General features: G+C 59.5%; 25 protein-coding genes. 2 read left to right on the plus strand and 23 right to left on the minus strand.

Annotated features, from left to right (window positions below):
- Positions 1–19 precede the first annotated feature (19 nt).
- Positions 20–1,579, plus strand: coding sequence for a flagellar hook-length control protein FliK (locus tag OQ460_RS16910; RefSeq protein WP_410022037.1), 1,560 nt, complete (start codon positions 20–22; stop codon positions 1,577–1,579).
- Positions 1,576–1,905: an EscU/YscU/HrcU family type III secretion system export apparatus switch protein gene (locus OQ460_RS16915; RefSeq protein WP_410018545.1), complete on the plus strand. Its 330-nt coding sequence runs from the start codon at positions 1,576–1,578 to the stop codon at positions 1,903–1,905. Before OQ460_RS16910 ends, OQ460_RS16915 begins: the two co-directional genes overlap by 4 nt.
- Here the strand turns inward: OQ460_RS16915 and OQ460_RS16920 are convergent.
- The 23 genes from OQ460_RS16920 to fliN form a co-directional block, all read right to left on the minus strand.
- Positions 1,902–3,023 (minus strand): hypothetical protein, encoded by a 1,122-nt coding sequence (locus OQ460_RS16920; RefSeq protein WP_410018546.1) that lies wholly within the window; start codon positions 3,021–3,023, stop codon positions 1,902–1,904. The genes OQ460_RS16915 and OQ460_RS16920 overlap by 4 nt on opposite strands.
- 271 nt (positions 3,024–3,294) lie before the next feature.
- Entirely contained in the window at positions 3,295–3,699 is a 405-nt protein-coding gene (locus tag OQ460_RS16925) for a DUF2802 domain-containing protein (RefSeq protein ID WP_410018547.1), read from the minus strand.
- Positions 3,700–4,182 carry a chemotaxis protein CheW gene (locus tag OQ460_RS16930; RefSeq protein WP_410018548.1) on the minus strand — a complete coding sequence of 161 codons (483 nt, stop codon included), beginning with the start codon at positions 4,180–4,182 and terminating at the stop codon, positions 3,700–3,702. It lies immediately after the preceding gene.
- Between the two features lie 74 nt (positions 4,183–4,256).
- Positions 4,257–5,045, minus strand: coding sequence for a CheW domain-containing protein (locus OQ460_RS16935; protein WP_410018549.1), 789 nt, complete (start codon positions 5,043–5,045; stop codon positions 4,257–4,259).
- 84 nt (positions 5,046–5,129) lie between these two features.
- A complete protein-coding gene (locus OQ460_RS16940) occupies positions 5,130–5,918 on the minus strand; it encodes a ParA family protein (protein WP_410018550.1) in 789 nt (262 codons plus the stop codon).
- Between the two features lie 51 nt (positions 5,919–5,969).
- A complete protein-coding gene (gene motD / locus OQ460_RS16945) occupies positions 5,970–6,857 on the minus strand; it encodes a flagellar motor protein MotD (protein WP_410018551.1) in 888 nt (295 codons plus the stop codon).
- A 15-nt stretch (positions 6,858–6,872) separates the two neighbouring features.
- Complete coding sequence (locus OQ460_RS16950; RefSeq protein ID WP_410018552.1) at positions 6,873–7,613, minus strand: flagellar motor protein; 741 nt, start codon at positions 7,611–7,613, stop codon at positions 6,873–6,875.
- A complete protein-coding gene (locus OQ460_RS16955; protein ID WP_410018553.1) occupies positions 7,613–8,746 on the minus strand; it encodes a protein-glutamate methylesterase/protein-glutamine glutaminase in 1,134 nt (377 codons plus the stop codon). Before OQ460_RS16955 ends, OQ460_RS16950 begins: the two co-directional genes overlap by 1 nt.
- Positions 8,747–8,795: 49 nt before the next feature.
- A complete protein-coding gene (locus tag OQ460_RS16960; protein WP_410018554.1) occupies positions 8,796–10,991 on the minus strand; it encodes a chemotaxis protein CheA in 2,196 nt (731 codons plus the stop codon).
- A gap of 10 nt (positions 10,992–11,001) precedes the next feature.
- A complete protein-coding gene (locus OQ460_RS16965; RefSeq protein WP_410018555.1) occupies positions 11,002–11,790 on the minus strand; it encodes a protein phosphatase CheZ in 789 nt (262 codons plus the stop codon).
- A gap of 18 nt (positions 11,791–11,808) precedes the next feature.
- Complete coding sequence (locus OQ460_RS16970) at positions 11,809–12,183, minus strand: chemotaxis response regulator CheY (protein ID WP_410018556.1); 375 nt, start codon at positions 12,181–12,183, stop codon at positions 11,809–11,811.
- Positions 12,184–12,354: 171 nt separating this feature from the next.
- Positions 12,355–13,095, minus strand: coding sequence for an RNA polymerase sigma factor FliA (gene fliA / locus OQ460_RS16975; protein ID WP_410018557.1), 741 nt, complete (start codon positions 13,093–13,095; stop codon positions 12,355–12,357).
- Positions 13,092–13,925, minus strand: coding sequence for a flagellar synthesis regulator FleN (gene fleN, locus OQ460_RS16980; protein WP_410018558.1), 834 nt, complete (start codon positions 13,923–13,925; stop codon positions 13,092–13,094). The genes fliA and fleN overlap by 4 nt, the downstream gene beginning before the upstream one ends.
- A 107-nt stretch (positions 13,926–14,032) precedes the next feature.
- Positions 14,033–15,349: a flagellar biosynthesis protein FlhF gene (gene flhF, locus OQ460_RS16985; RefSeq protein ID WP_410018559.1), complete on the minus strand. Its 1,317-nt coding sequence runs from the start codon at positions 15,347–15,349 to the stop codon at positions 14,033–14,035.
- An 11-nt stretch (positions 15,350–15,360) separates the two neighbouring features.
- Complete coding sequence (flhA, locus tag OQ460_RS16990; RefSeq protein WP_410022038.1) at positions 15,361–17,475, minus strand: flagellar biosynthesis protein FlhA; 2,115 nt, start codon at positions 17,473–17,475, stop codon at positions 15,361–15,363.
- A gap of 142 nt (positions 17,476–17,617) precedes the next feature.
- Positions 17,618–17,815 (minus strand): cold-shock protein, encoded by a 198-nt coding sequence (locus OQ460_RS16995; protein WP_410018560.1) that lies wholly within the window; start codon positions 17,813–17,815, stop codon positions 17,618–17,620.
- Positions 17,816–18,057: 242 nt separating this feature from the next.
- Positions 18,058–18,792: a hypothetical protein gene (locus OQ460_RS17000; RefSeq protein ID WP_410018561.1), complete on the minus strand. Its 735-nt coding sequence runs from the start codon at positions 18,790–18,792 to the stop codon at positions 18,058–18,060.
- A 313-nt stretch (positions 18,793–19,105) separates the two neighbouring features.
- Positions 19,106–20,242: a flagellar biosynthesis protein FlhB gene (flhB, locus tag OQ460_RS17005; RefSeq protein WP_410018562.1), complete on the minus strand. Its 1,137-nt coding sequence runs from the start codon at positions 20,240–20,242 to the stop codon at positions 19,106–19,108.
- A gap of 3 nt (positions 20,243–20,245) precedes the next feature.
- The gene (fliR, locus tag OQ460_RS17010) at positions 20,246–21,031 is read right to left on the minus strand and encodes a flagellar biosynthetic protein FliR (RefSeq protein ID WP_410018563.1); all 786 of its coding nucleotides are present in this window, start codon (positions 21,029–21,031) and stop codon (positions 20,246–20,248) included.
- Positions 21,032–21,034: 3 nt separating this feature from the next.
- The gene (gene fliQ, locus OQ460_RS17015) at positions 21,035–21,304 is read right to left on the minus strand and encodes a flagellar biosynthesis protein FliQ (protein WP_034099472.1); all 270 of its coding nucleotides are present in this window, start codon (positions 21,302–21,304) and stop codon (positions 21,035–21,037) included.
- A gap of 3 nt (positions 21,305–21,307) precedes the next feature.
- A complete protein-coding gene (gene fliP, locus OQ460_RS17020; protein ID WP_410018564.1) occupies positions 21,308–22,051 on the minus strand; it encodes a flagellar type III secretion system pore protein FliP in 744 nt (247 codons plus the stop codon).
- The gene (gene fliO / locus OQ460_RS17025; protein ID WP_410018565.1) at positions 22,051–22,485 is read right to left on the minus strand and encodes a flagellar biosynthetic protein FliO; all 435 of its coding nucleotides are present in this window, start codon (positions 22,483–22,485) and stop codon (positions 22,051–22,053) included. The genes fliP and fliO overlap by 1 nt, the downstream gene beginning before the upstream one ends.
- Position 22,486: 1 nt before the next feature.
- Entirely contained in the window at positions 22,487–22,954 is a 468-nt protein-coding gene (fliN, locus tag OQ460_RS17030) for a flagellar motor switch protein FliN (RefSeq protein ID WP_410018566.1), read from the minus strand.
- Between the last annotated feature and the right edge of the window lie 19 nt (positions 22,955–22,973).

Raw genomic sequence — 22,973 nt, forward strand, 5'->3', positions numbered from 1 at the left:
CCTGGAGACGGCAGCCACGATGACCGGTGACATCAACCTTGTGCCCCTTCCGCCAGCGCCGGCCACCGGGTCTCGTCCCGCACCTGCGGCGGGTGAGCTGTTGAAACTGCTGGAGCCCCAGGCAGGGTTGATCGATGCCGGAAAAACCGTAGATGCCGAGGTGCTGGCCCTCAAGCAAGGCGGTGAAGCCTTTCAACTGCTGCTCAAGCTGACGCTGGCAGGCGGTCGACAAACCCTGGTACAGGCCGCCAGCAGCCAGCCGCTGCCGTTGGGCAGCCACGTCGCGGTGAGCCAGACGTCCGCAGGTGACCTCGCCATCAGCTTGCAGCAAGCCCTGAGCGCCAGCGGTGGTGCGCTGTCCCGGATCGACACGTCCCAACTGCCAATAGGCACGCTGCTGCAAGCCAAGGTCCTGACGTCCCAGGCACTGCCACAAGGCGCAGGGCAGCCGGCGCTTTATCGCTCGCTGGTCTCAGTGCTCAATAACGCCCTGATCGGCACTACCTTGAGCCTCGAAAGCCCGCAACCCTTGCGCGTCGGCAGTTTGCTCAGCGCCGTGGTCCAAGGCGCCCAGGCATTGGACTTCGTGCCACTGAGCGGGCGCCAGGAGCAACTGGCGATCAGCCAGCAACTGGCCACCCAGCACAGCCGACAAGGCTCCCTGGACAGCCTGCTCAAGGCTTTGCAAAACATGCCCCACAGCGCCTCAAGTGCCGCGATGGAACGTCTGCTGGCCGGTTTGCCAGATCTCGCCCAAGTCAGCAATCCCAAGGTATTGGCGCAGTTGCTGCACAACAGCGGCATATTTCTCGAAGCCAGGCTGCTGGCCGGACAAAATCCGCAAGTGCCGCCCCTCGACATGAAGGGCAGCCTGCTGCGCCTGGTCGCCGAACTGGCGCCCGCCCTGCCCGCCACCACCAACCTCAATGCCATCCTGGCCGCCAACACCCTGGCGCAAATGCTCCCCGGCTTCGTGCGCAGCCCGCTGGGCACCTTGGGCCAGTTCGGCGCTCGTACCGCAGCCAGCAGCTTCCCGTTACCGGAACGGCTGATGCGCCTGGAAGGTGAAAGCAGCCTGGAAAACCTGCTGCGCCTGGCCGCCGGCGCCATCTCGCGCCTGCAAAGCCATCAACTGTCGAGCCTGGAGCAAACCGGCACCACGGCCGATGGCAAGTTGCTGACCACCTGGCAACTGGAAATCCCCATGCGCACCTTGCAGGACATTGTGCCGCTGCAGGTCAAGTTCCAGCGTGAGGAGCCGGCACCCGACAAGGATGCGCCTGAACGCAAGATCGACCGCGACGCAAATAAGATGCTCTGGCGCGTGGAACTGGCCTTCGATATGGAGCCGTTGGGGCCCTTGCAAGTCCAGGCGCAACTGAGCCAGGGCAAACTGTCCAGCCAGCTGTGGGCCACCCGCCCCTACACCGCCAGCCTGATCGAAAGCCACCTGGGCAGCCTGCGTGAGCGCCTGGTGTCCTCAGGAATTGACGTTGGCGACCTGGACTGCCACCTCGGCACCCCGCCACGCGGGCCGAAAACCGGGCTTGAACAACGCTGGGTGGACGAAACCGCATGAAACCTCCCCAGTCGCCCCGCCAGGCCATCGCCCTCAAGTACAACGGCAAGCTCGCCCCTACCTTGAGCGCCAAAGGCGACGATGCCCTGGCCGAAGCCATCCTCAAGTTAGCGCGGGAAAATCAGGTGCCGATCTATGAAAATGCCGAGCTGGTCAAGTTGCTCGCGCGCATGGAACTGGGTGACAGCATTCCCGAGGAGTTGTACCGGACCATCGCCGAGATCATCGCCTTTGCCTGGACGCTGAAGGGTAAGTTCCCCGTGGGATATGACCCGGATGCGGAGCCGGTGGAGCGGGATGTGACTGCGCAGGGAGAGGACTACTAAACCTGCGCAGTCAACCCCGGCTGAACTTGCTGCAATACCCGGGCGGCAGTCGACATCGGTACATGTGCCCGGTTGGCATGCAGCTCCAACGCCTGGCTCATCGTCAGGCCTTCATAACGACTGAGCGCCTGCGTGAACACTTTAGCCACTGCCGGATCAAGCTCACGAACGAACTGGTCGATAAACGCCGGATCAATCACGGTATCGCGCACGCGCTGTATTTCTGCGGATATCGCGGCGGGATCGCGGGCAACATGTTCGGCGAACAGCGCAGCATCCTTGATCTCGATAGCGCCCGTGCCGGGCGAACGTTCGGCAACGGTGACCAGCTTGCTGCCATCCCAGGCCGCCAGCGAGTATTCACTGACCGCCTCCTGGTTTTTTTCCACCGACGCGAGCGTGTCTTTGCGACTTTCCAGGGACGCCTTGAAAAACGTACTCAAGGTATCGAAGTTCATCAACGCTTCTGCCGTGGAGCGCTTGAGGATGCGACAGCACAAGGTGGTCAAGTCGACCTGAATATCGTGAACCGCAACCTTCTGCTCGCTCTTCGATGCCGCCAGGTTCAGCTTGCTGTCAAAGTCTTTTGGCCACAGATAAAGCGCATCTCGGGTCAACGCTTGATCCAGCTTGCGTTCCATCGAACTCATAAAGGTCTGCAAAACAGCGACACCCTGAAAGTGAACCTGTGACATCGTCACGCTGGGCAGGCGGTTTTGCAGCATGTTCTTCACATCATCGGCGCCCAAGGCAAAACGCCCCTTCAGAAACGAAGTTTTACCCGCCGAGGGCGCGCCCCGCACCAGAGCAATCTCTTTTTTCTCGACAGGATCCGAGCCCAGCAGCAAAGACTGGAAGCTCCCGGCATATTGACCGCCGAGGGCAGCCGTCAGGTTTTTCAGAATATTGGCATTGTGGCTATCAGCCTCGGGCAGCCAGACGCCGGGTTCTGTCAAGCGAGTGACAAAGCCGTTCCAGTCGTTTTTTTGCAGCGTCTTGAGCTCCTCGGGATCGCGTGTAAGTGCTTCCCAGGTTGCAATGCTCGGATCGGCCTGAAGGCAAGCCAGCCGCGCCTGATAGGTATTTTTACTGGGTGCGAGTCGCTGCAAATCACTCAATACTGCACGAGCGTTGTCTCTGTTGACGTGTGCCCAGCCTGTATCAGGGGCGACACCGCGTTCGCTGCCAGCAAGCAATTGAGCAGTGGGATGAGATGCCGATGAATTCCCCAAACCATTAAGCATATGCAACCTCTTGATTGATCAAGGTTGCAACCTAGTGCGTGGAAGCTTAAACCGCATGCAGGAAATGACTTACCGGAAAGTAGGAAATATTACTCAAAGTACCGATCAACCCACATGCGGCGCAATAACCAACGCAGCAGGGTTTCTACGTCTGCTGTTCAGTTTTGTGCAATTTACTCATCAACTGCGCCTCAGCCTGGGTCAAGCCACAGGACTGGGTCAGCTCATCCACCGTGGCCCCCATGCCTACCAGTTTCGCCGCCTGGGCGAAAGACAGGCTTGAAGGATCACGCTGCTCTAGCGTGGCCAACTTGTCAGGCAAGGGTGCGAGGATTGCGCGCAACTCATGCACGTCATCGCCCACTCGTACCGCGCTCTGCTGGTAGTTATCCACCCGCCGCACAAGTTCCTTGATGCGCTGGTCGCGCGCTGCATCGCGCTCGGCCTGGCGCATCGCCAACTCGCGTTGCTGGCGCATATAGCGCAGCAAAAAGCCCAGGGTCCCGACCCACGACAGAGCCAGGACAATCACCACTACCTCGAGGATCAATCAGATGTTCTCCAAGTCCGACCACTCTTCTTCGCTCATCATCTTGTCCAGCTCAACCAGAATCAGCAGTTCGCCATTCTTGTTGCACACGCCCTGGATGAACTTGGCCGATTCTTCGTTGCCGACATTCGGCGCAGTCTCGACTTCCGACTGACGCAGATAAACCACTTCGGCCACGCTGTCGACCATGATCCCGACCACTTGCTTGTCGGCTTCGATGATGACGATACGGGTATTGTCGTTGACTTCGGTAGGGGCCAGGCCGAAACGCTGGCGGGTGTCGATGACGGTGACGACGTTGCCGCGCAGGTTGATGATGCCCAGCACGTAGCTTGGCGCCCCCGGCACCGGGGCGATTTCGGTGTAGCGCAGCACTTCCTGCACGCGCATCACGTTGATGCCGTAGGACTCATTGTCCAACCTGAAGGTAACCCATTGCAGGATCGGATCATCCAAACCCTGTGCGGACGCTGACTTGTTCATACCCTGACCCCTTCAAATACTGCGGATAACCGCGTGTGTTCTTTTTAGGCAGCACCACGGTGCTGCATCGCTTATCAAGTACGTTTGTTGCCTGGCATATCTTTTACCGCGCCGCTGGCAATCAGTTGGGCCAACTCGGCGACGTCCAGCAACGCGCACATGTGTTCGATCACCGTGCCCGCCAGCCAAGGCCGCTGGCCACGGTGGCTACGCCATTTGATTTCGTTGGGATCCAGGCGCAGCGAACGGCTGACCTGATGCACCGCCAGCCCCCACTCGTAACCCTGGACCGAAATCACATACTGCAGGCCCTGGCGAAAATCATCGCGGTAGCGGTCGGGCATGACCCAGCGCGCCGTATCCAGCACCTTCAGATTACCCGCCTGGCTCGGCAGGATTCCGAGGAACCAGTCCGGCTGGCCAAACAACGGCGTCAGCTCCTGGCCTTCCAGGGAGTAAATCGAGCCGAGGCACACCAGCGGCACCGCCAGGGTCAGCCCCGCAACGTCGAACAACAGGCATTCGAACGCTTCGGCGGCCCACGACGGTCGCCCATCTGTCTGCGCGGGCGGCGGTGTGCTGCTCGGCGCAAGATGAACCTGCGCCACCGGCGGCACCAACGCCAGAGGCACTGCAACTATCGGAACCGGCTCAGCCAAGGCGTCACGGGCCTGCTCTTCCAATACCGCCAGTTGAAACTCATCCAGGCTGGCCTCAGGTTCGACGCTTGGCGATACGACCACTTCGTCCAGCACCAGGATCGGTTCGGGCAGCTCTTCCTCGGTTGCGTCTTGCAGCAGCGCATCCAGGTAGGACTGCAGCGCCAGTTGCGGTCGGATCTTGATATCCACAGGACGATTCATCTGTATGCCCACGCGCAAGTTCTTTCAGTCCTGCCTTGAGTGGTTATCGGCCCGACGACCCACTGACTTGAATAAACCCTCATCTCACGCCACCTGCGCCACGAGCTGCTGGGCCAGCAGATGTTTGAGCAATGCCCGGTAAGCCAGCACACCACGGCTCTTGCCATCGAATTGCGATGGCGCCAACCCCGCGCGGCTGGCATCACGCAGGCGCGTGTCTACCGGGATGTAGCCTTGCCAGATGGTGTCCGGGTAGGCATCGCGCAATACTCGCAACGTGCCCAGCGAAGCCTGGGTACGGCGGTCGAACAACGTCGGGACGATGCTATAGGGCAGCACCTGCTTGCGCGAACGGTTGATCATCGCGAGGGTGCTGACCATGCGCTCCAGGCCTTTGACCGCCAGGTGCTCGGTCTGTACCGGGATCACCAGTTGCTGACTGGCAGCCAGGGCGTTGACCATCAGCACACCGAGCAATGGCGGGCTGTCGATGATGGCGTAGTCGAAATCCTGCCAAAGTTGCGCCAGGGTCTTGGCGATGACCAGGCCCAGGCCGCTCTGGCCCGGCGACTGGCGCTCAAGGGTGGCCAGCGCCGTGCTGGACGGCAACAGGCGAATGTTGTCGTTACTGGTGGGCAGCAGCAATTGCCCGGGTAAACCGGTGGGCACGCTGCCCTTGTGCAGGAACAGGTCGTAGCAGCTGTGTTCCAGCGCATCCGGGTCGTAGCCGAAATAACTGGTCATCGAACCGTGGGGATCGAGGTCGACGATGACCACACGCTTGCCCGCCTCGGCCAGCAAGCCGGCTAAGGCGATGGAAGTGGTGGTCTTGCCGACCCCACCCTTTTGATTGGCAACTGCCCAGACTCTCATTCGGATTGTTCCTCCCGGTGGGCACTGGCTCGACCGAGAAATAGCACGAGGTTATAGAGCCGGTGACGGAGAATTGACGGCACTCTCACGTTCCGGCGGCGTTATGGGCGTCGGTGCAGTTTGTGTGCCAGCGCGCTTCATTGCGGCATCCGGTCGCGCATTGGCTGCGCCAGTACCGGTCAGGCTACGGCGCACGTCCAGATTGCGCGAGACCACCAGCACCACCCGGCGGTTACGCGCCCGACCTTCGGCCGTCGCATTGTTGGCCACGGGCTGGAACTCGCCGTAGCCCACGGATGCCAGGCGCCCGGGGTTGACGCCCTGCATTGCCAACATGCGCACAATGCTGGCCGAACGTGCCGACGACAGCTCCCAGTTGGTGGGGTACTGCGCCGTGTGGATCGGCTGGGTATCGGTAAAGCCCTCGACATGGATCGGGTTGTCAAAGGGTTTCAGGATCGCCGCAACCTTGTCGATGATGCTGAAGGCTATATCGCTGGGGATCGCATCGGCACTGGCAAACAGCAGGCTGGAGTTGAGTTCGATCTCCACCCACAACTCGTTGCCGCGTACCGTCATCTGGTTGGAACTGATCAAGTCGCCAAACGCGGCGCTGATGTCGTCGGCGATGCTTTTGAGCGGGTCGCCGCCGCCACTGATGCCGGCGTCGGTTTCTTCGCTGTCCTTGACCAGCGGTTTGGCCGGAGTCACGGTCCTGGGGCGTTCCTCACCAATGGGGATCGGCTTGAGGGCACGGTCCGGGTCGGTAAACACGCCCACCAGCGCCTCGGAGATGACCTTGTACTTGCCTTCATTGATCGACGAAATGGAGTACATCACCACGAAAAAAGCGAACAGCAAGGTGATGAAGTCGGCGTACGACACCAGCCAGCGTTCATGGTTGACGTGCTCTTCAGGCTCGCGACGGCGACGGCTCACAGGCAATACCCCCCATCAATCCATAAAGCCCTGGAGCTTCAATTCGATGGAGCGCGGGTTCTCGCCCTCGGCAATCGACAGAATGCCCTCCAGCAGCATTTCACGATAACGGGACTGGCGCAGGGCAATGGATTTGAGCTTGCTGGCGACCGGGAGCAGCAACAGGTTGGCACTGGCCACGCCGTAGATCGTGGCGACAAACGCTACGGCAATACCACTGCCCAATTGCGAAGGGTCGGCCAGGTTGCCCATCACATGGATCAACCCCATGACCGCGCCGATGATGCCGATGGTCGGCGCATAGCCGCCCATGCTTTCAAAGACCTTGGCGGCATTGATGTCGCGGCTTTCCTGGGTGTAGAAATCCACCTCCAGAATGCTGCGAATGGCTTCCGGCTCGGCGCCGTCGACCAGCAACTGCAGGCCTTTGCGCGCGTAGCTGTCGGGCTCGGCATCGGCCACGCCTTCCAGACCAAGCAAGCCCTCCTTGCGTGCCGTGAGACTCCAGTTGACCACCCGGTCGATGCCGCCTGCCAAATCCACACGAGGCGGGAAAATAATCCAGATCAGAATCTGCATGGCGCGCTTGAACGAACTCAAGGGCGACTGCAGCAACGCAGCTCCCACCGTCCCGCCAATCACGATCAACGCTGCCGGACCGTTGGCGAGGGCACCAAGATGCCCGCCTTCGAGGTAGTTGCCCCCGATAATCGCGACGAACGCCATGATGATGCCGATCAGGCTCAACACATCCATCAGAGACAGGCCTCCACCAAGTGCCTGCCAATGTCATCCAGGCTGTAGACCGCATCGGCCAGGTCGGCCTTGACGATGGCCATGGGCATGCCATAGATCACGCAACTCGCCTCGTCCTGCGCCCAGATCGCGCTACCGCCCTGCTTGAGCAGGCGTGCGCCTTCACGGCCGTCGGCGCCCATACCGGTGAGCACCACCGCCAGAACTTTGTCGCCGTAAGACTTGGCTGCAGAGCCGAAGGTGATATCGACACAAGGCTTGTAATTAAGGCGCTCGTCACCCGGGAGGATTCTCACCGCACCGCGTCCATCGACCATCATTTGCTTGCCGCCGGGGGCCAACAACGCCAGGCCCGGGCGCAGGATGTCACCGTCCTCGGCCTCCTTGACGCTGATGCGGCACAGCTTGTCCAGGCGCTCGGCAAATGCCTTGGTGAACGCAGCAGGCATGTGCTGGACCAACACGATCGGCGCCGGGAAGTTGGCCGGCAGTTGCGTCAACACCCGCTGCAAGGCCACCGGGCCACCGGTGGACGTACCGATGGCCACCAACTTGTAAGCCTTGCGCTTGGGCGCGGGCGAGTTGCTACTGGTGGCCGATGCACGCACCGGAGCTACGGCGGAGCGGGCAGCCGGCTCCGATACAGGTGTCGATGCAGGAATCGGGCGAGCGAAACTGCTGACCGGCGCAGGTGCTGCCACCTGTGCTGGCGCCGGCGCCCTGAAGCTGCCGCGATTACTGCGCGAGATGCTATGCACCTTCTCGCAGAGCATCTGCTTGACCTTCTCCGGGTTGCGCGAGATGTCTTCGAAATTCTTCGGCAGGAAGTCCACGGCGCCCGCGTCCAGCGCATCGAGGGTCACTCGGGCGCCTTCGTGCGTCAGCGACGAGAACATCAACACCGGGGTCGGGCAGCGTTGCATGATGTGCCGAACGGCGGTGATGCCATCCATCATCGGCATCTCGTAGTCCATGGTAATCACGTCCGGCTTCAACGCCAGGGCCTGATCGATCGCCTCTTTGCCGTTGGTAGCCGTACCGACCACCTGGATATTGGCATCGGCTGAAAGAATTTCCGAGACGCGGCGGCGGAAGAAACCCGAATCGTCCACCACCAGAACCTTGACTACCATAACCACTCCGTTAGGCCGGGCAAGGGACTGTCGCCCTGCCCCACCAGAATCAAATACGCCGTGCGGCGTAACGCTTGAGCATGCTCGGCACATCGAGAATCAGCGCGATCCGGCCATCGCCGGTAATGGTCGCGCCCGACATGCCTGGCGTGCCCTGCAGCATCTTGCCCAAAGGCTTGATCACCACTTCTTCCTGGCCCACCAGTTGATCGACCACGAAGCCGATACGCTGGGTACCCACGGAAAGGATCACCACATGGCCTTCAAGCTGCTCTTCATGCTTGGCCGAAGCCACCAGCCAGCGCTTGAGGTAGAACAGTGGCAACGCCTTGTCGCGCACAATCACCACTTCCTGGCCGTCCACCACATTGGTACGCGACAGGTCGAGGTGGAAAATCTCGTTGACGTTGACCAGTGGGAAGGCAAACGCCTGGTTGCCCAGCATCACCATCAGGGTCGGCATGATCGCCAGGGTCAACGGCACCTTGATGACGATCTTCGAACCCTGGCCCTTGGTCGAATAAATATTGATCGAGCCATTGAGCTGGCTGATCTTGGTTTTCACCACGTCCATGCCAACGCCACGGCCCGAAACATCGGAAATCTCGGTCTTGGTCGAGAAGCCCGGCGCAAAGATCAGGTTGTAGCATTCGGTGTCGCTAAGGCGCTCGGCGGCGTCCTTGTCCATCACGCCACGCTTGACCGCTATACCGCGCAGAATATTGGGGTCCATACCTTTGCCGTCATCGGTGATGGACAGCAGGATATGGTCGCCTTCCTGCTCGGCCGCCAGGATCACCTTGCCACCACGGCTCTTGCCTGCGGCTTCGCGTTCTTGCGGGGTTTCCACGCCGTGGTCGACAGCGTTGCGCACCAAGTGGACCAACGGATCGGCCAGGGCCTCGACAAGGTTCTTGTCGAGATCGGTTTCTTCGCCTACCAGTTCCAGATTGATTTCTTTCTTCAACTGCCGGGCGAGGTCGCGAACCAGGCGCGGGAAGCGGCCGAAGACCTTCTTGATCGGCTGCATTCGCGTTTTCATCACGGCGGTTTGCAGGTCGGCGGTCACCACGTCGAGGTTCGACACCGCCTTTTGCATGGCTTCATCGCCGCTGTTAAGACCCAGGCGCACCAGACGATTACGCACCAGCACCAGCTCACCGACCATATTCATGATGTCGTCCAGCCGCGCGGTATCAACGCGCACGGTGGTTTCGGCTTCGCTGGCGGGAGCTTTGTCCGTTACCGGAGCCGGAGTGCGTGCAGGAGCAGGCGCCGGCCGGGCGGGTGCCGCAGCCTTGGCGGCAACCGGTGGCGGCGTGGCGACAGCGGCCGAGGTGGCCGTGACCGGGGGCACTTCGGAAAACTTGCCCTTGCCGTGCAACTCGTCCAGCAACGACTCGAATTCGTGGTCGGTGATCAGGCCGTCAGCAGCCGATGCCACGGCGGGCGTCGGCGCAGCAGGTGCAACAACAGCGGCAGCGACCGCCGGCAAAGCGTCGACGGCAAACGAGCCTTTGCCATGCAACTGATCCAGCAACGCTTCGAATTCGTCGTCGGTGATGTCAGTGCTGACGGGGGCAGCAGGTTCGACTGGCGCAGGCGCAGCAGTCACGGCTTCAGGAGCAAACTGGCCTTTACCGTGCAGTTGGTCGAGCAACGACTCGAACTCGGCGTCGGTAATGTCTTCGGTCGTGGGCACCATCGCCGGCGCGGCCGCCTTGGGCGCTTGGGCCTCGGCCTTGACTGCGTTGAGGGAGTTCAGCAGTTGCTCGAACTCGCTGTCAGTGACATCCGCCTCAGGTTCGGCGACCGGCTCGGGCGCTGTTTCGACCACCGCGGTTGCGCTGACATCGGCAGGCTCCGCCAGACGCGCCAGGGCAGCCAACAGTTCCGGGGTCGCGGCGGTGACGGGTGCGCGTTCACGCACCTCGGTGAACATGCCGTTGACCGCGTCCAGCGCTTCCAGGATCACGTCCATCAATTCAGAGTCGACGTGCCGTTCACCCTTGCGCAGGATGTCGAACACGTTCTCGGCAATGTGACAGCACTCCACCAACTCATGCAGCTGGAGGAAGCCGGCGCCCCCTTTTACAGTGTGAAAACCGCGAAAAATTGCATTGAGCAGGTTCGCATCATCTGGCCGGCTTTCCAGCTCGACCAGTTGTTCGGACAGTTGCTCTAGAATTTCGCCGGCCTCTACAAGGAAATCCTGAAGGATTTCTTCATCGGCGCCGAAGCTCATGGTGTGCTCCTTAGAAGCCTAAACTGGATAACAAGTCATCTACGTCATCCTGACCTGACATAACGTCTTCACGTTTATCGGCATGAATCTGCGGACCTTCACCCTTGGCGAGATGTTTTTGTGGATCTTTTTCCGAGAGGATCGCTGCGCGGTCATGTTCGATGCCGGCAAAACGATCGACCTGGCCGGCCATCAGCACCAACTTGAGCAGGTTGCTCTCCACTTCGGTGACCAACTGGGTCACCCGCTTGATCACCTGGCCGGTGAGGTCCTGGTAATCCTGGGCAAGTAGAATATCGTTGAGGTTGCTGGAAACCGTGCGGTTTTCCTGCTCGCTGCGCGACAGAAAACCGTCGACCCGGCGAGCCAGTTCACGAAACTCCTCGGCCCCCACTTCCCGGCGCATGAAGCGGCCCCAGTCCGCGCTCAGCAGCTTGGCCTCGGCGGCCATGCCGTTGACCAAAGGCGTGGCGTTTTCCACCAGGTCCATGGTGCGGTTGGCCGCAGCTTCAGTCAGCCGGACCACATAGGACAGGCGCTCGGTGGCGTCGGTGATCTGCGAGATTTCTTCGGCCTGGGGCATGCGCGGGTCGATCTGGAAATTGACGATCGCACTGTGCAACTCACGCGTGAGCTTGCCCACTTCCTGGTACAGGCCGCGGTCGCGGGTCTGATTGAGCTCATGGATCAACTGCACCGCGTCGCCGAACTGGCCTTTTTCCAGGCTGTCGACCAACTGGTGAGCGTGTTTTTTCAGGGTCGATTCAAAATCGCCCTGCGAGATTTCTTTATGCTCCATAGCTCCCCCGTGGCGGCATCAACCGTTGATGCGTTCAAAGATCTTCTCGATCTTCTCTTTCAAGGCCACTGCAGTGAATGGCTTGACCACGTAACCGTTGACCCCGGCCTGGGCGGCTTCGATGATCTGTTCACGCTTGGCTTCGGCGGTCACCATCAACACCGGCAGGCTGCGCAGCTTTTCATCAGCGCGCACATGGCGCAGCAAATCGATGCCGGTCATGCCCGGCATGTTCCAGTCGGTTACCAGAAAGTCGATGCTGCCGCTGTTGAGGATCGGAATCGCCGTCGTACCGTCATCCGCCTCGACCGTGTTAGTGAACCCAAGGTCACGCAACAGGTTTTTTATGATCCGCCGCATCGTTGAGAAGTCATCAACGATGAGGATTTTCATGTTCTTGTCCAATTCGACCTCCAAGCAGTCTTAAACGCGTCCAGCACCTGGGCGCGCCATTTCATTCAACAGGTATTCCACAAAAAGGACTGCAGGGGGTCGCACCACAGGCCAACCCCGTCCAGGCCTAGCGCCCGGACGGTGTCGTTCACAGTGTCCCCACACTGCCTGTCAGCGCGCGCGCCATTCTCCCAAACGCCCGCGCAAACGGGCCGCGCATTGGCTGTGCAACTGGCTGACCCGCGACTCGCTGACACCCAGGACCTCACCGATTTCCTTGAGGTTCAGCTCTTCGTCGTAGTACAGCGCCAACACCAGCCGCTCACGCTCTGGCAGATTGGCAATCGCGTCCGCCAACGCACTCTGGAAACGTTCGTCCTCCAGATCGCGCGACGGTTCGAGATGGGCACTCGCGCCGTCCTCGTGCAACCCTTCGTGTTCGCCGTCCTGCAACAGGTCGTCGAAACTGAACAAGCGGCTGCCCAAGGTATCGTTCAAAATCCCGTAGTAATCATCGAGACTCAATTGGAGTTCGGCCGCAACTTCATGATCTTTAGCGTCGCGACCGGTTTTTGCTTCAATTGAGCGAATGGCATCACTGACCATCCGGGTATTGCGGTGTACCGAACGCGGCGCCCAATCACCTTTACGCACTTCATCGAGCATCGCCCCGCGGATACGAATTCCCGCGTACGTCTCGAAACTCGCGCCTTTGCTCGCGTCGTACTTGGTCGACACTTCGAGCAGGCCGATCATGCCCGCCTGGATCAGGTCTTCGACCTGGACGCTGGCGGGCAAGCGCGCCAGCAAGTGATAGGCAATGCGCTTGACCAGAGGCGCATAGCGCTCGATCAACTCGCCTTGACTGTCACGTGCCGACTTCTTGTAAAGGTTGTAGCCGCTGGCTGTCATAGCACCGGTCCTGCACTCGTCTGATGCACCAATCGCTCGACGAAAAATTCCAGATGCCCACGGGGATTGGCGGGCAGCGGCCAGGTATCGACCTTCTGGGCAATGGCCTTGAACGCCAACGCGCATTTGGAACGAGGGAACGCTTCGTAGACCGCACGCTGCTTTTGCACAGCCTTGCGTACACACTCGTCGTAGGGCACTGCACCGACATATTGTAAGGCGACATCGAGGAAGCGATCAGTGACCTTGGTCAACTTGGCGAACAGGTTGCGCCCTTCCTGCGGGCTCTGGGCCATGTTCGCCAACACCCGGAAACGATTCATGCCGTAGTCGCGGTTAAGCAATTTGATCAGCGCATAGGCGTCGGTGATCGAGGTAGGCTCGTCGCACACCACCAGCAATACTTCCTGGGCTGCGCGCACGAAGCTGACTACCGATTCACCGATCCCAGCGGCGGTGTCGATCACCAGCACGTCGAGGTTGTCGCCGATATCACTGAAGGCCTGGATCAGGCCTGCGTGCTGCGCCGGACTCAGATGGACCATGCTCTGGGTACCCGACGCCGCCGGAACGATGCGAATCCCGCCCGGCCCCTGCAACAGCACGTCGCGCAGCTCACAGCGGCCCTCAATGACATCAGCCAGAGTATGTTTGGGCGTCAGTCCCAGCAGAACGTCAACGTTCGCCAGTCCCAGGTCGGCATCCATCAGCATGACACGTCGGCCAAGCTCTGCCAGGGCCAGGGACAAATTCACTGACACGTTAGTTTTCCCGACGCCACCTTTGCCGCCGGTCACCGCGATCACCTGTACGGGATGCATGCTGCCCATGTGCTTTCTTTCACCTTGTCTTGCTTAGACGCAGGCTACATAGGGTGGTCGCGCGCAAAGCTTGCTGACCATCAATGTAGGTACACTTCACTGTATTCATTTAGCCCTCAGCCGACCCGTCGGGCCGGGCTGTGGTAGAGGTCTGCGAACATGTCGGCCATCGCTTCCTCACTGGGTTCTTCCTGCATTTGCACGCTGACGGCCCGGCTGACCAGCTGATGTCGGCGCGGCAGATGCAAATCATCCGGGATCCGCGGCCCGTCGGTCAGGTAGGCAACCGGCAATTCATGACTGATGGCCAGGCTCAACACTTCGCCCAGGCTTGCCGTCTCATCGAGTTTTGTCAGAATACAACCCGCCAGCCCACAACGCTTGTAGCTATGGTAGGCAGCGCTCAGAACCTGTTTCTGGCTGGTAGTTGCAAGTACCAGGTAATTTCTTGATTTGATCCCGCGCCCGGCCAGGCTTTCCAACTGCATGCGCAAGGCCGGATCGCTGGCCTGCAGGCCAGCCGTGTCGATCAGTACCACGCGCTTGCGCAGCAGCGGATCGAGGGCGTTGGCCAGCGACTGGCCTGGATCGACATGGGTCACGGGCACATTGAGGATACGCCCCAGGGTCTTGAGTTGCTCCTGGGCGCCAATCCGGTAGCTGTCCATACTCACCAGCGCGATGTTGTTCGCGCCGTACTTGAGCACATAACGCGCCGCCAGCTTGGCCAGGGTGGTGGTCTTGCCCATGCCGGCAGGGCCGACCATGGCAATGACCCCGCCCTCTTCCAGGGGCTCGATCTGCGGGGTGGCGATCATGCGTGCCAGGTGCGCCAGGAGCATGCGCCAGGCTTGGCGAGGTTCTTCGATTGTGGCGGTCAGCTCCAGCAGGTCGCGGGACAACGGGCCGGACAGGCCGATGCGTTGCAGGCGACGCCAGAGATTGGCCTGTTGCGGCTTGCTGCCCTGCAACTGATTCCAGGCCAGGGAACCCAGCTGGACTTCCAGCAGTTCGCGCAGGCCGTTGAGCTCAAAGCGCATCGAGTCGAAGACCCGTTGGTCGACCGCGGCTGCCGGTGCTGGCGCCGCAGGACGCGGCGGTTCGACAAAAGTCGGCTCTACCAGCGGCTCGGCGGCGGTCAACGGCAAACCGGCGAACAGCTGGCGATTGGTGCTCGAGTCGCTGTCGCCACGCATGCTCAATTCAGCCTGGGCCGAGACAATCCGCGACGCCGTCTTGCGTAGCTCGTCTTCCAGTTCCATGTTCGGCACGCGCGGCGCCAGCGCCGAAGGTGTGTAATCCAGGGCAGCCGTCAGCTCGACACCGCCGGCAATACGCCGGTTACCGATAATCGCAGCATCGGCGCCCAGCTCATCACGAACCAGCTTCATGGCCTGACGCATATCGGCGGCGAAAAAACGCTTCACTTGCATAACCCACTACCTCAGCCGTTGGGCCCTACTGTCGCGACGATAGTCACTTGCTTATTGTCAGGGATTTCCTGATAAGCCAAAACGTGCAAATTCGGTACTGCCAGGCGCCCGAACCGCGACAACATCGCCCGGACCGGGCCTGCCACCAGCAAGATCACTGGTTGGCCCTGCATTTCCTGGCGCTGTGCGGCGTCAATCAACGAACGCTGCAGCTTTTCTGCCATGCTCGGCTCCAGCAGGACCCCCTCTTCCTGGCCCTGCCCTGCCTTCTGGATACTGTTGAGCAATATTTGTTCCAACCTGGGCTCCAGGGTGATCACAGGCAGCTCGGAGTCAAGCCCTACAATGCTTTGGACGATGGCGCGAGACAACCCGACGCGCACCGCAGCCACCAGAGCGGCAGTATCTTGACTCTTGGCGGCGTTATTGGCGATAGCCTCGGCAATGCTTCGAATGTCTCTTACCGGTACCTGCTCGGCCAACAGCGCTTGCAGGACTTTGAGCAACTGCGACAGCGACAGCACGCCCGGCACCAACTCTTCGGCCAGTTTTGGCGAGGCCTTGGCCAGCAATTGCATGAGTTGCTGGACTTCTTCGTGGCCAATCAGCTCGTGTGAGTGCTTGTAAAGAATCTGGTTGAGGTGTGTCGCGACCACGGTGCTGGCGTCCACCACGGTGTAACCCAGGGACTGCGCCTGACTGCGCTGGCTGACTTCGATCCATACCGCGTCCAGGCCAAAAGCCGGATCTTTGGCGGTAATGCCGCTGAGGTTGCCGAACACTTGGCCGGGGTTGATCGCCAGTTCGCGGTCCGGGTAGATCTCGGCTTCGGCCAGGGTCACGCCCATCAAGGTCAGGCGGTAGGCGCTGGGAGCCAGATCGAGGTTGTCTCGAATATGGACAGTCGGCATCAGGAAACCCAGGTCCTGGGACAGTTTCTTGCGCACGCCCTTGATCCGCGCCAGCAGCTGGCCGCCCTGGTTACGGTCTACAAGGGGAATCAGCCGGTAACCCACTTCCAGGCCAATCATGTCGATAGGCGTGACGTCGTCCCACCCAAGCTCCTTGGTTTCTTGCGCGCGGGCCGGCGACGGCAGCAGCTCTTGCTGGCGCTCCACTTCTTGCAAGGCCTTGACCTTGACCGCGTTCTGTTTTTTCCAGAACAGATACGCCCCACCTGCGGCCATGGCAGCCATGGACAGGAACGACACGTGCGGCATACCTGGCACGATCCCCATGATTGCCATGATGCCAGCGGCTACAGCCAGAGCCTTGGGCGAGGAAAACATCTGGCGGTTGATCTGCTTGCCCATGTCCTCGGAGCCGGATGCACGGGTCACCATGATCGCTGCAGCGGTAGACAGCAGCAGTGACGGCAACTGCGCCACCAAACCGTCACCGATGGTCAGCAAGGCGTAAACCTTGCCGGCATCGCCGAAGGTCATGCCGTGCTGGAAAATACCCACCGCTATCCCACCGATCAGATTGATGAACAAAATCAGCAAGCCGGCGATGGCATCGCCCCGCACGAACTTGCTGGCACCGTCCATGGAACCGTAGAACTCCGCCTCCTGGGCCACCTCCGAGCGGCGCGCCTTGGCCTGGTTCTGGTCGATCAGGCCCGCGTTCAGGTCGGCATCAATCGCCATTTGCTTGCCGGGCATGGCATCGAGGGTGAACCGCGCGCTCACCTCGGAAATCCGCCCGGCGCCCTTGGTCACCACCACAAAGTTGATGATCATCAGGATCGCGAACACCACGATACCGACCACGTAGTTCCCGCCGATCACCACTTCGCCGAAGGCCTGGATCACCTTGCCAGCGGCGTCGTGACCGTCCTGGCCATGCAGCATCACCACCCGCGTGGAGGCCACGTTAAGGGCCAGACGCAACAGCGTGGCAACCAGCAAAATAGTCGGGAACACCGCAAAATCCAAAGGCCGCAGGGCGTAGACACACACCAGCAGCACAACAATGGACAAGGCAATATTGAAGGTAAAAAACACGTCCAGCAGAAACGGCGGCATCGGCAACATCATCATTGCCAGCATGACCAGCAACAACAACGGCACACCCAGGTTCCCTCGCGAAAGGTCGGCCACGGTGCCACGGGCATTGTTGAGCATTTGAGAGCGGTCCACCGATATTCCTCGTTGCCTTGAAGCAAAACTTTTGACGCCAGGCGGCGACTTGAAAGCGCTACTGCAAGAAGCCTTCCAACTTTTGCTCAAGAGTTATCGGTGTGCGGTTTTCATAGGCAATCAACGTTTAGAGCGGACGCACCTTGTCGGCTTGCAGGCCCGATGGACCTTCGGTGGCTTGAAACACGACTTTCTGATGCTTTTTCAGCGCCGCGCCGGTCTGGATAGACTTGCGCTGAACAAACAGAACGGTCCCGCCGTTATCCGCGGTGATGAATCCGCAACCGACTTGTGCGCTGAACCATTTTACCTTGCCCGTCTCCATTCACCGTACCTCCGACTACCTGCCGGTCTGGAAAAGTTTCGGCGTTATCAAACCGTAAGGAAATGACGCTGGCTACTGTGAATATTGACAGGTAGTGCGATATTTTCGACAAGCGGCGATAGGTGACACTTTTTCAGGGCTGTGAAAAAGGGGCGTTTTATTTAACAAACAAATACGCCCCTTCATTTAACCTCTTATAAAGCAGCAGCTACTCTACAGTCATCTTTCAACCGTAACGTCTATCAGAAACCCAGGAGGTGCAGTTTCAAAGCAATCATCTGTTCCTCCAGCGTCATCGGCGTTCCTTCATACATTTTATGGACTACTTCACCTTCACGGCGAGTACCGCCACCGCCACGGGTTAATATTGCTTCCAGGTCAGTAGTATCATAGGGTAGCACGTCCCGTATAATTTCGTGATGATTCTTGTCCAGTCTCTTTTTCAACTCACGCTCAATCACTTCAAATTTTTCCACAGCGACGCGCTCCTCCTGAGTAAGTGGATTACGTCCATCACGCCTCCTGTTCATTTGACCTTCGAGCCGTTGGAACAGTTTATTCTCCGTCGGTGTAATCGTATTTAGGGCATTCGACAAAAGTTTGCCAAACTCGCTCTTCTCAGCGTCAACTTTGGTTTTGTCGGTCACTACGGAATTGGCGTTGTCGGGCTTGAAATTTTTGAGCATCGAGGTCAATACAGTACTGAGCTGGCCCAAAACAGTGACGAGTGACTGGTTCAATCGATTGTTTTGCCGCTGGACATCTATCAAGTTACCGATCTGCCCATCGCGCTCTGGACGATCTCTGTCAAACAATGAATATGGCTGGCGCCACGCATCGCCGGCGCGCGCCATACCAGTTGAATTAGACTCGCCCCTCGAACTATTCCCTGACCGGTTTTTTGTTTCTAGCTGCTCGTCACACCTGCGTTCAAAGTAGTTATAAGCTGCAGGTGCATGCGGAGTGACATTTGACATTACTTCATATCCCCTAGGCAATTAATAGTCGGGCACTTCCTGAAAATGAAATCCCCCATAGGCTTGCCCTGAGTAAGTGGAGAAAAAGTCCCACAAGTTCCCGCCACACACACTTCAAAACATTGCGCCAAAGCAATAAAACCTGACAAATCCGCAGGCAATGTTTTAACAACTAAAAAATCAAAAAATACACATTCGGGAATACGATGCGCAAGCCGACTAGCGCTTAACACATGCAGAGCAGTTATATCCAATATACTTAGTTATCTAAAAATAACGTATTAACAGATTGAGCGGGCGTATTGGGCAAAGATCAAGAATCGCGGCGCAAATCTGGCGGGATAGGCAGGTCTTTCAAAGGATCCGGGCGCTTGCCCTTGCCCGCACGGTACTGGCGAATCTGATAGACGTAGGCCAGCACCTGTGCCACCGCCAGGTACAGGCCGGCCGGGATTTCATGATCAAGATCGGTGGAATAGAAAATCGAGCGCGCCAACGCGGGCGACTCCAGCAGCAGAATGTCATTGGCCTGGGCAATTTCGCGGATTTTCAGCGCGGTAAAATCGCTGCCCTTGGCCAGCAGCATCGGCGCCCCGCCCTTTTCCGGGTCGTACTTGAGCGCTACGGCGTAGTGGGTCGGGTTGGTGATGACCACATCGGCATCCGGGACCGACGCCATCATCTTGCGCTGGGACATCTCGCGTTGTAGCTGGCGAATCCGCTGCTTGACCTCGGGCCGCCCTTCCTGGTCCTTGTGCTCGTCGCGCACTTCCTGCTTGGTCATCAACAATTTTTTATGGCTTTCCCACAACTGGATCGGTGCATCCACCGCCGCAATCAGGATCAACCCGCAGGCCATCCACAGCGCGCTCCAACCCACCAGTTGCACACTGTGGATGATCGCCAGTTCCAGCGGTTCGTGGGCTATGCGCAATAAATCGTCGATATCGGAACGCAGTACCACCAAGGCGACAAACAAGATGATGAAAAACTTCGCCAGGGCCTTGAGCAACTCCACCAGGGCTTTGGCCGAAAACATCCGCTTGATCCCGGCCGCCGGGTTCATCCGACTGAACTTGGGCGCCATGCTGCCGGCGGCGAACAACCACCCGCCGAGGGAAATCGGTCCGATCAGCGCGGCCAGGAGCAAGGTGATCAACACCGGCTGGGAAGCCAGGATCGCGATCTTTCCCGAATGCAGCAGGTACACACCCATGGCGCGCGGATCCAGCAAGACTTCCCGAGGCAGGGAGAAGTTGTGCTTCATCAATTCCATCAAGTCATGCGCCAGGCCACCACCGTAGATCAGCAACCCACCGGCACCGGCGAGCATCACGGCCAGGGTATTGAGCTCTTTGGAACGGGCAATCTCGCCTTTTTCCCTGGAGTCTTTCTTGCGTTTCTCCGTGGGGTCTTCTGTCTTGTCCTGACCACTTTCGCTCTCGGCCATGGCTCAGCGCGCCCGTGCCAGATCACGTAAAAACTGCAAGGCATCACTGGCCAGCGGTTGATACTGATTAAGAATGTCGGCCAGGCCGATCCAGAAAATCCCCATGCCCAATACCAGGGTCAAGGGGAAGCCGATGGCGAAGATATTCAGTTGCGGCGCCGCCCGGGTCATCACGCCAAAGGCAATGTTGACCACCAGCAATGCGGTGATCGCCGGCAGCACCAGCAACAATGAGGCGCCCAACACCCACGACAGCCGACCGACCAGCTCCCAGAACTGATTGACCACCAACCCCTCGCCCACCGGCAACGTGGTGAAACTCTCGATCAGCACCTCGAACGCCACCAAGTGGCCATTCATCGCCAGAAACAGCAAGGTCACCAACATGGTCAGGAACTGCCCGATCACCGCCACCGAGACGCCATTGGTGGGGTCGACCATGGAGGCGAAACCCATGCCCATCTGGATCGAGACGATTTGCCCGGCAATCACAAACGACTGGAAAAACAGCGTCAGCGAAAAGCCCATCAAGGCACCGATGAGGATTTGCTCGGCGATCAGCAACAGCGCACTGAGGTCCAGCGCGTTGACCGCAGGCATCGCTGGCAAGGCGGGAACGATGACGACAGTGATCGCCACCGCAAAATACAGGCGCACCCGCTGTGGCACCAACGTTGTACCAAACACCGGCATCGTCATCAGCAGCGCCGCCACGCGAAACAGCGGCAGGATGAACGAGGCCACCCACGTGCTGATCTGGGTGTCGGTCAACGCCAGCAAGGACTGCATCGGTCAGCCGATCAACTGCGGAATACTGCCGTACAGCTGCAGGATGTATTCCATGAAACTTTGCACCAGCCAAGGACCCGCAACGATCAGGGTGACCAGCATTACCAGCAAGCGCGGGAGAAAGCTCAAGGTCTGTTCGTTGATCTGGGTCGCGGCCTGGAACATTGCCACCAGCAGGCCCACCAGCAGGCTGGGCACCACCAGCACGGCGACCATCACGGTGGTCAGCCAGAGGGCTTCACGAAACAGATCGACTGCGACTTCTGGCGTCATACGCTAAACCCCACCGAAACTGCCCGCGAGCGTGCCAATAATCAACGCCCAACCATCCACCAGAACAAACAGCATGATCTTGAACGGCAAGGAGATGATCAGCGGAGACAGCATCATCATCCCCATGGCCATCAGCACACTGGCTACCACCAGGTCGATGATCAGGAATGGGATGAAAATCATGAAACCGATCTGGAACGCGGTCTTCAGTTCAGAGGTGACAAACGCCGGCACCAGGATAGTCAGCGGCGCCTGATCCGGGGTCGCGATGTCGGTACGCTTGGACAACCGCACAAATAGTTCCAGGTCACTGGAGCGGGTCTGGGACAACATGAAGTCCTTGATCGGCCCTTGCGCCTTGTCTACCGCGTCCTGGGCCGAGAGCGTCTCTGCCAGGTAGGGTTGCAGGGCCTGTTGGTTCACCTTGTCGAACACCGGCGCCATGATGAACAGTGTCAGGAACAGCGCCATGCCGGTGAGGATCTGGTTCGATGGCGTCTGCTGCAGGCCCAGGGCCTGGCGCAAGATCGAGAAGACAATAATGATGCGGGTGAAACTGGTCATCAGCATGACAAACGCCGGGATAAAACTCAGCGCGGTCATGATCAGCAGGATCTGCAGGCTGACTGAGTATTCCTGCGCGCCGTCGGCGTTAGTGCCCAGGGTAATCGCCGGAATCGACAGCGGGTCGGCACCAAATGCCAGCGGCGTAGCCAATAACAGCATGAGCGCCAATAGAACGCGCATTACTTCTTATCCTTCTGGTCCTTGCCCATCAGTTCCATCAGGCGCTGGGCGAATTCTGGCGTGGGCGCTTGGGCCTGGGTGACTTCAACCGGCTGCTTGAGCACGTGCAACGGGGTGATGCGACCTGCGGTGAGGCCGAGCAGGATCTGCTCCTCGCCCACCTGCACCAGCACCAGCCGATCACGCGGCCCCAACGCCCGCGAGCCAATCAGCTCGATGACCTGGGCATTGCCCGGGCCGATGCGCTGCACCCGGCGCAATAGCCAGGCCAGGGCGAAAATCAGCCCCACCACCAGCAACAAGCCGAGCACCAACTGGGTCAACTGCCCGGCTACGCCGCTACTGGCCACCGGCGCCGCAACAGGCGCCACCGCTTCAGCGGCCAGCGCGCTCAGCGGCAACGCCGCCAACAGTCCCACTATGCGACGCTGCATATCAGCGCAGCTTCTTGATGCGTTCGCTAGGGCTGATCACGTCAGTCAGGCGAATGCCGAACTTCTCGTTGACCACCACCACTTCGCCATGAGCGATCAGCGTGCCATTGACCAGTACGTCCAGCGGCTCGCCGGCCAGGCGGTCGAGCTCGATGACCGAGCCCTGATTGAGCTGCAACAGGTTGCGGATATTGATTTCGGTGCTGCCCACTTCCATGGAGATCGACACCGGAATATCGAGAATCACATCCAGGTTGGGACCGTCCAGCGATACCGGTTCATGGTTCTTCGGCACACTGCCGAACTCTTCCATGGGCAGGCGCTTGCCGGCCGGCGCGGTGGCGGCGTCAGCGGCGAGCAAGGCATCGATATCATCCTGGCCAGCATCGCCGGTTTCTTCCAGGGCCGCCGCCCACTCATCAGCCAGGGCCTGGTCTTCGGCAGAAGTGTTTTCGTGTTCGGTAGCCATTACATATCCTCGGCGAAGC

It is taken from the genome of Pseudomonas imrae (assembly GCF_046352735.2).
Taxonomy (GTDB): domain Bacteria; phylum Pseudomonadota; class Gammaproteobacteria; order Pseudomonadales; family Pseudomonadaceae; genus Aquipseudomonas; species Aquipseudomonas imrae.

Coding starts and splice junctions, on each gene's coding strand:
- OQ460_RS16910 (WP_410022037.1), top strand. CDS start 20: ATGACCGGTGACATCAACCTTGTGCCCCTTCCGCCAGCGCCGGCCACC.
- OQ460_RS16915 (WP_410018545.1), top strand. CDS start 1,576: ATGAAACCTCCCCAGTCGCCCCGCCAGGCCATCGCCCTCAAGTACAAC.
- OQ460_RS16930 (WP_410018548.1), bottom strand. CDS start 4,182: ATGAACAAGTCAGCGTCCGCACAGGGTTTGGATGATCCGATCCTGCAA.
- OQ460_RS16935 (WP_410018549.1), bottom strand. CDS start 5,045: ATGAATCGTCCTGTGGATATCAAGATCCGACCGCAACTGGCGCTGCAG.
- OQ460_RS16940 (WP_410018550.1), bottom strand. CDS start 5,918: ATGAGAGTCTGGGCAGTTGCCAATCAAAAGGGTGGGGTCGGCAAGACC.
- OQ460_RS16950 (WP_410018552.1), bottom strand. CDS start 7,613: ATGGATGTGTTGAGCCTGATCGGCATCATCATGGCGTTCGTCGCGATT.
- OQ460_RS16955 (WP_410018553.1), bottom strand. CDS start 8,746: ATGGTAGTCAAGGTTCTGGTGGTGGACGATTCGGGTTTCTTCCGCCGC.
- OQ460_RS16960 (WP_410018554.1), bottom strand. CDS start 10,991: ATGAGCTTCGGCGCCGATGAAGAAATCCTTCAGGATTTCCTTGTAGAG.
- OQ460_RS16965 (WP_410018555.1), bottom strand. CDS start 11,790: ATGGAGCATAAAGAAATCTCGCAGGGCGATTTTGAATCGACCCTGAAA.
- OQ460_RS16970 (WP_410018556.1), bottom strand. CDS start 12,183: ATGAAAATCCTCATCGTTGATGACTTCTCAACGATGCGGCGGATCATA.
- fliA (WP_410018557.1), bottom strand. CDS start 13,095: ATGACAGCCAGCGGCTACAACCTTTACAAGAAGTCGGCACGTGACAGT.
- fleN (WP_410018558.1), bottom strand. CDS start 13,925: ATGGGCAGCATGCATCCCGTACAGGTGATCGCGGTGACCGGCGGCAAA.
- flhF (WP_410018559.1), bottom strand. CDS start 15,349: ATGCAAGTGAAGCGTTTTTTCGCCGCCGATATGCGTCAGGCCATGAAG.
- flhA (WP_410022038.1), bottom strand. CDS start 17,475: ATGCTCAACAATGCCCGTGGCACCGTGGCCGACCTTTCGCGAGGGAAC.
- OQ460_RS16995 (WP_410018560.1), bottom strand. CDS start 17,815: ATGGAGACGGGCAAGGTAAAATGGTTCAGCGCACAAGTCGGTTGCGGA.
- OQ460_RS17000 (WP_410018561.1), bottom strand. CDS start 18,792: ATGTCAAATGTCACTCCGCATGCACCTGCAGCTTATAACTACTTTGAA.
- flhB (WP_410018562.1), bottom strand. CDS start 20,242: ATGGCCGAGAGCGAAAGTGGTCAGGACAAGACAGAAGACCCCACGGAG.
- fliR (WP_410018563.1), bottom strand. CDS start 21,031: ATGCAGTCCTTGCTGGCGTTGACCGACACCCAGATCAGCACGTGGGTG.
- fliQ (WP_034099472.1), bottom strand. CDS start 21,304: ATGACGCCAGAAGTCGCAGTCGATCTGTTTCGTGAAGCCCTCTGGCTG.
- fliP (WP_410018564.1), bottom strand. CDS start 22,051: ATGCGCGTTCTATTGGCGCTCATGCTGTTATTGGCTACGCCGCTGGCA.
- fliO (WP_410018565.1), bottom strand. CDS start 22,485: ATGCAGCGTCGCATAGTGGGACTGTTGGCGGCGTTGCCGCTGAGCGCG.
- fliN (WP_410018566.1), bottom strand. CDS start 22,954: ATGGCTACCGAACACGAAAACACTTCTGCCGAAGACCAGGCCCTGGCT.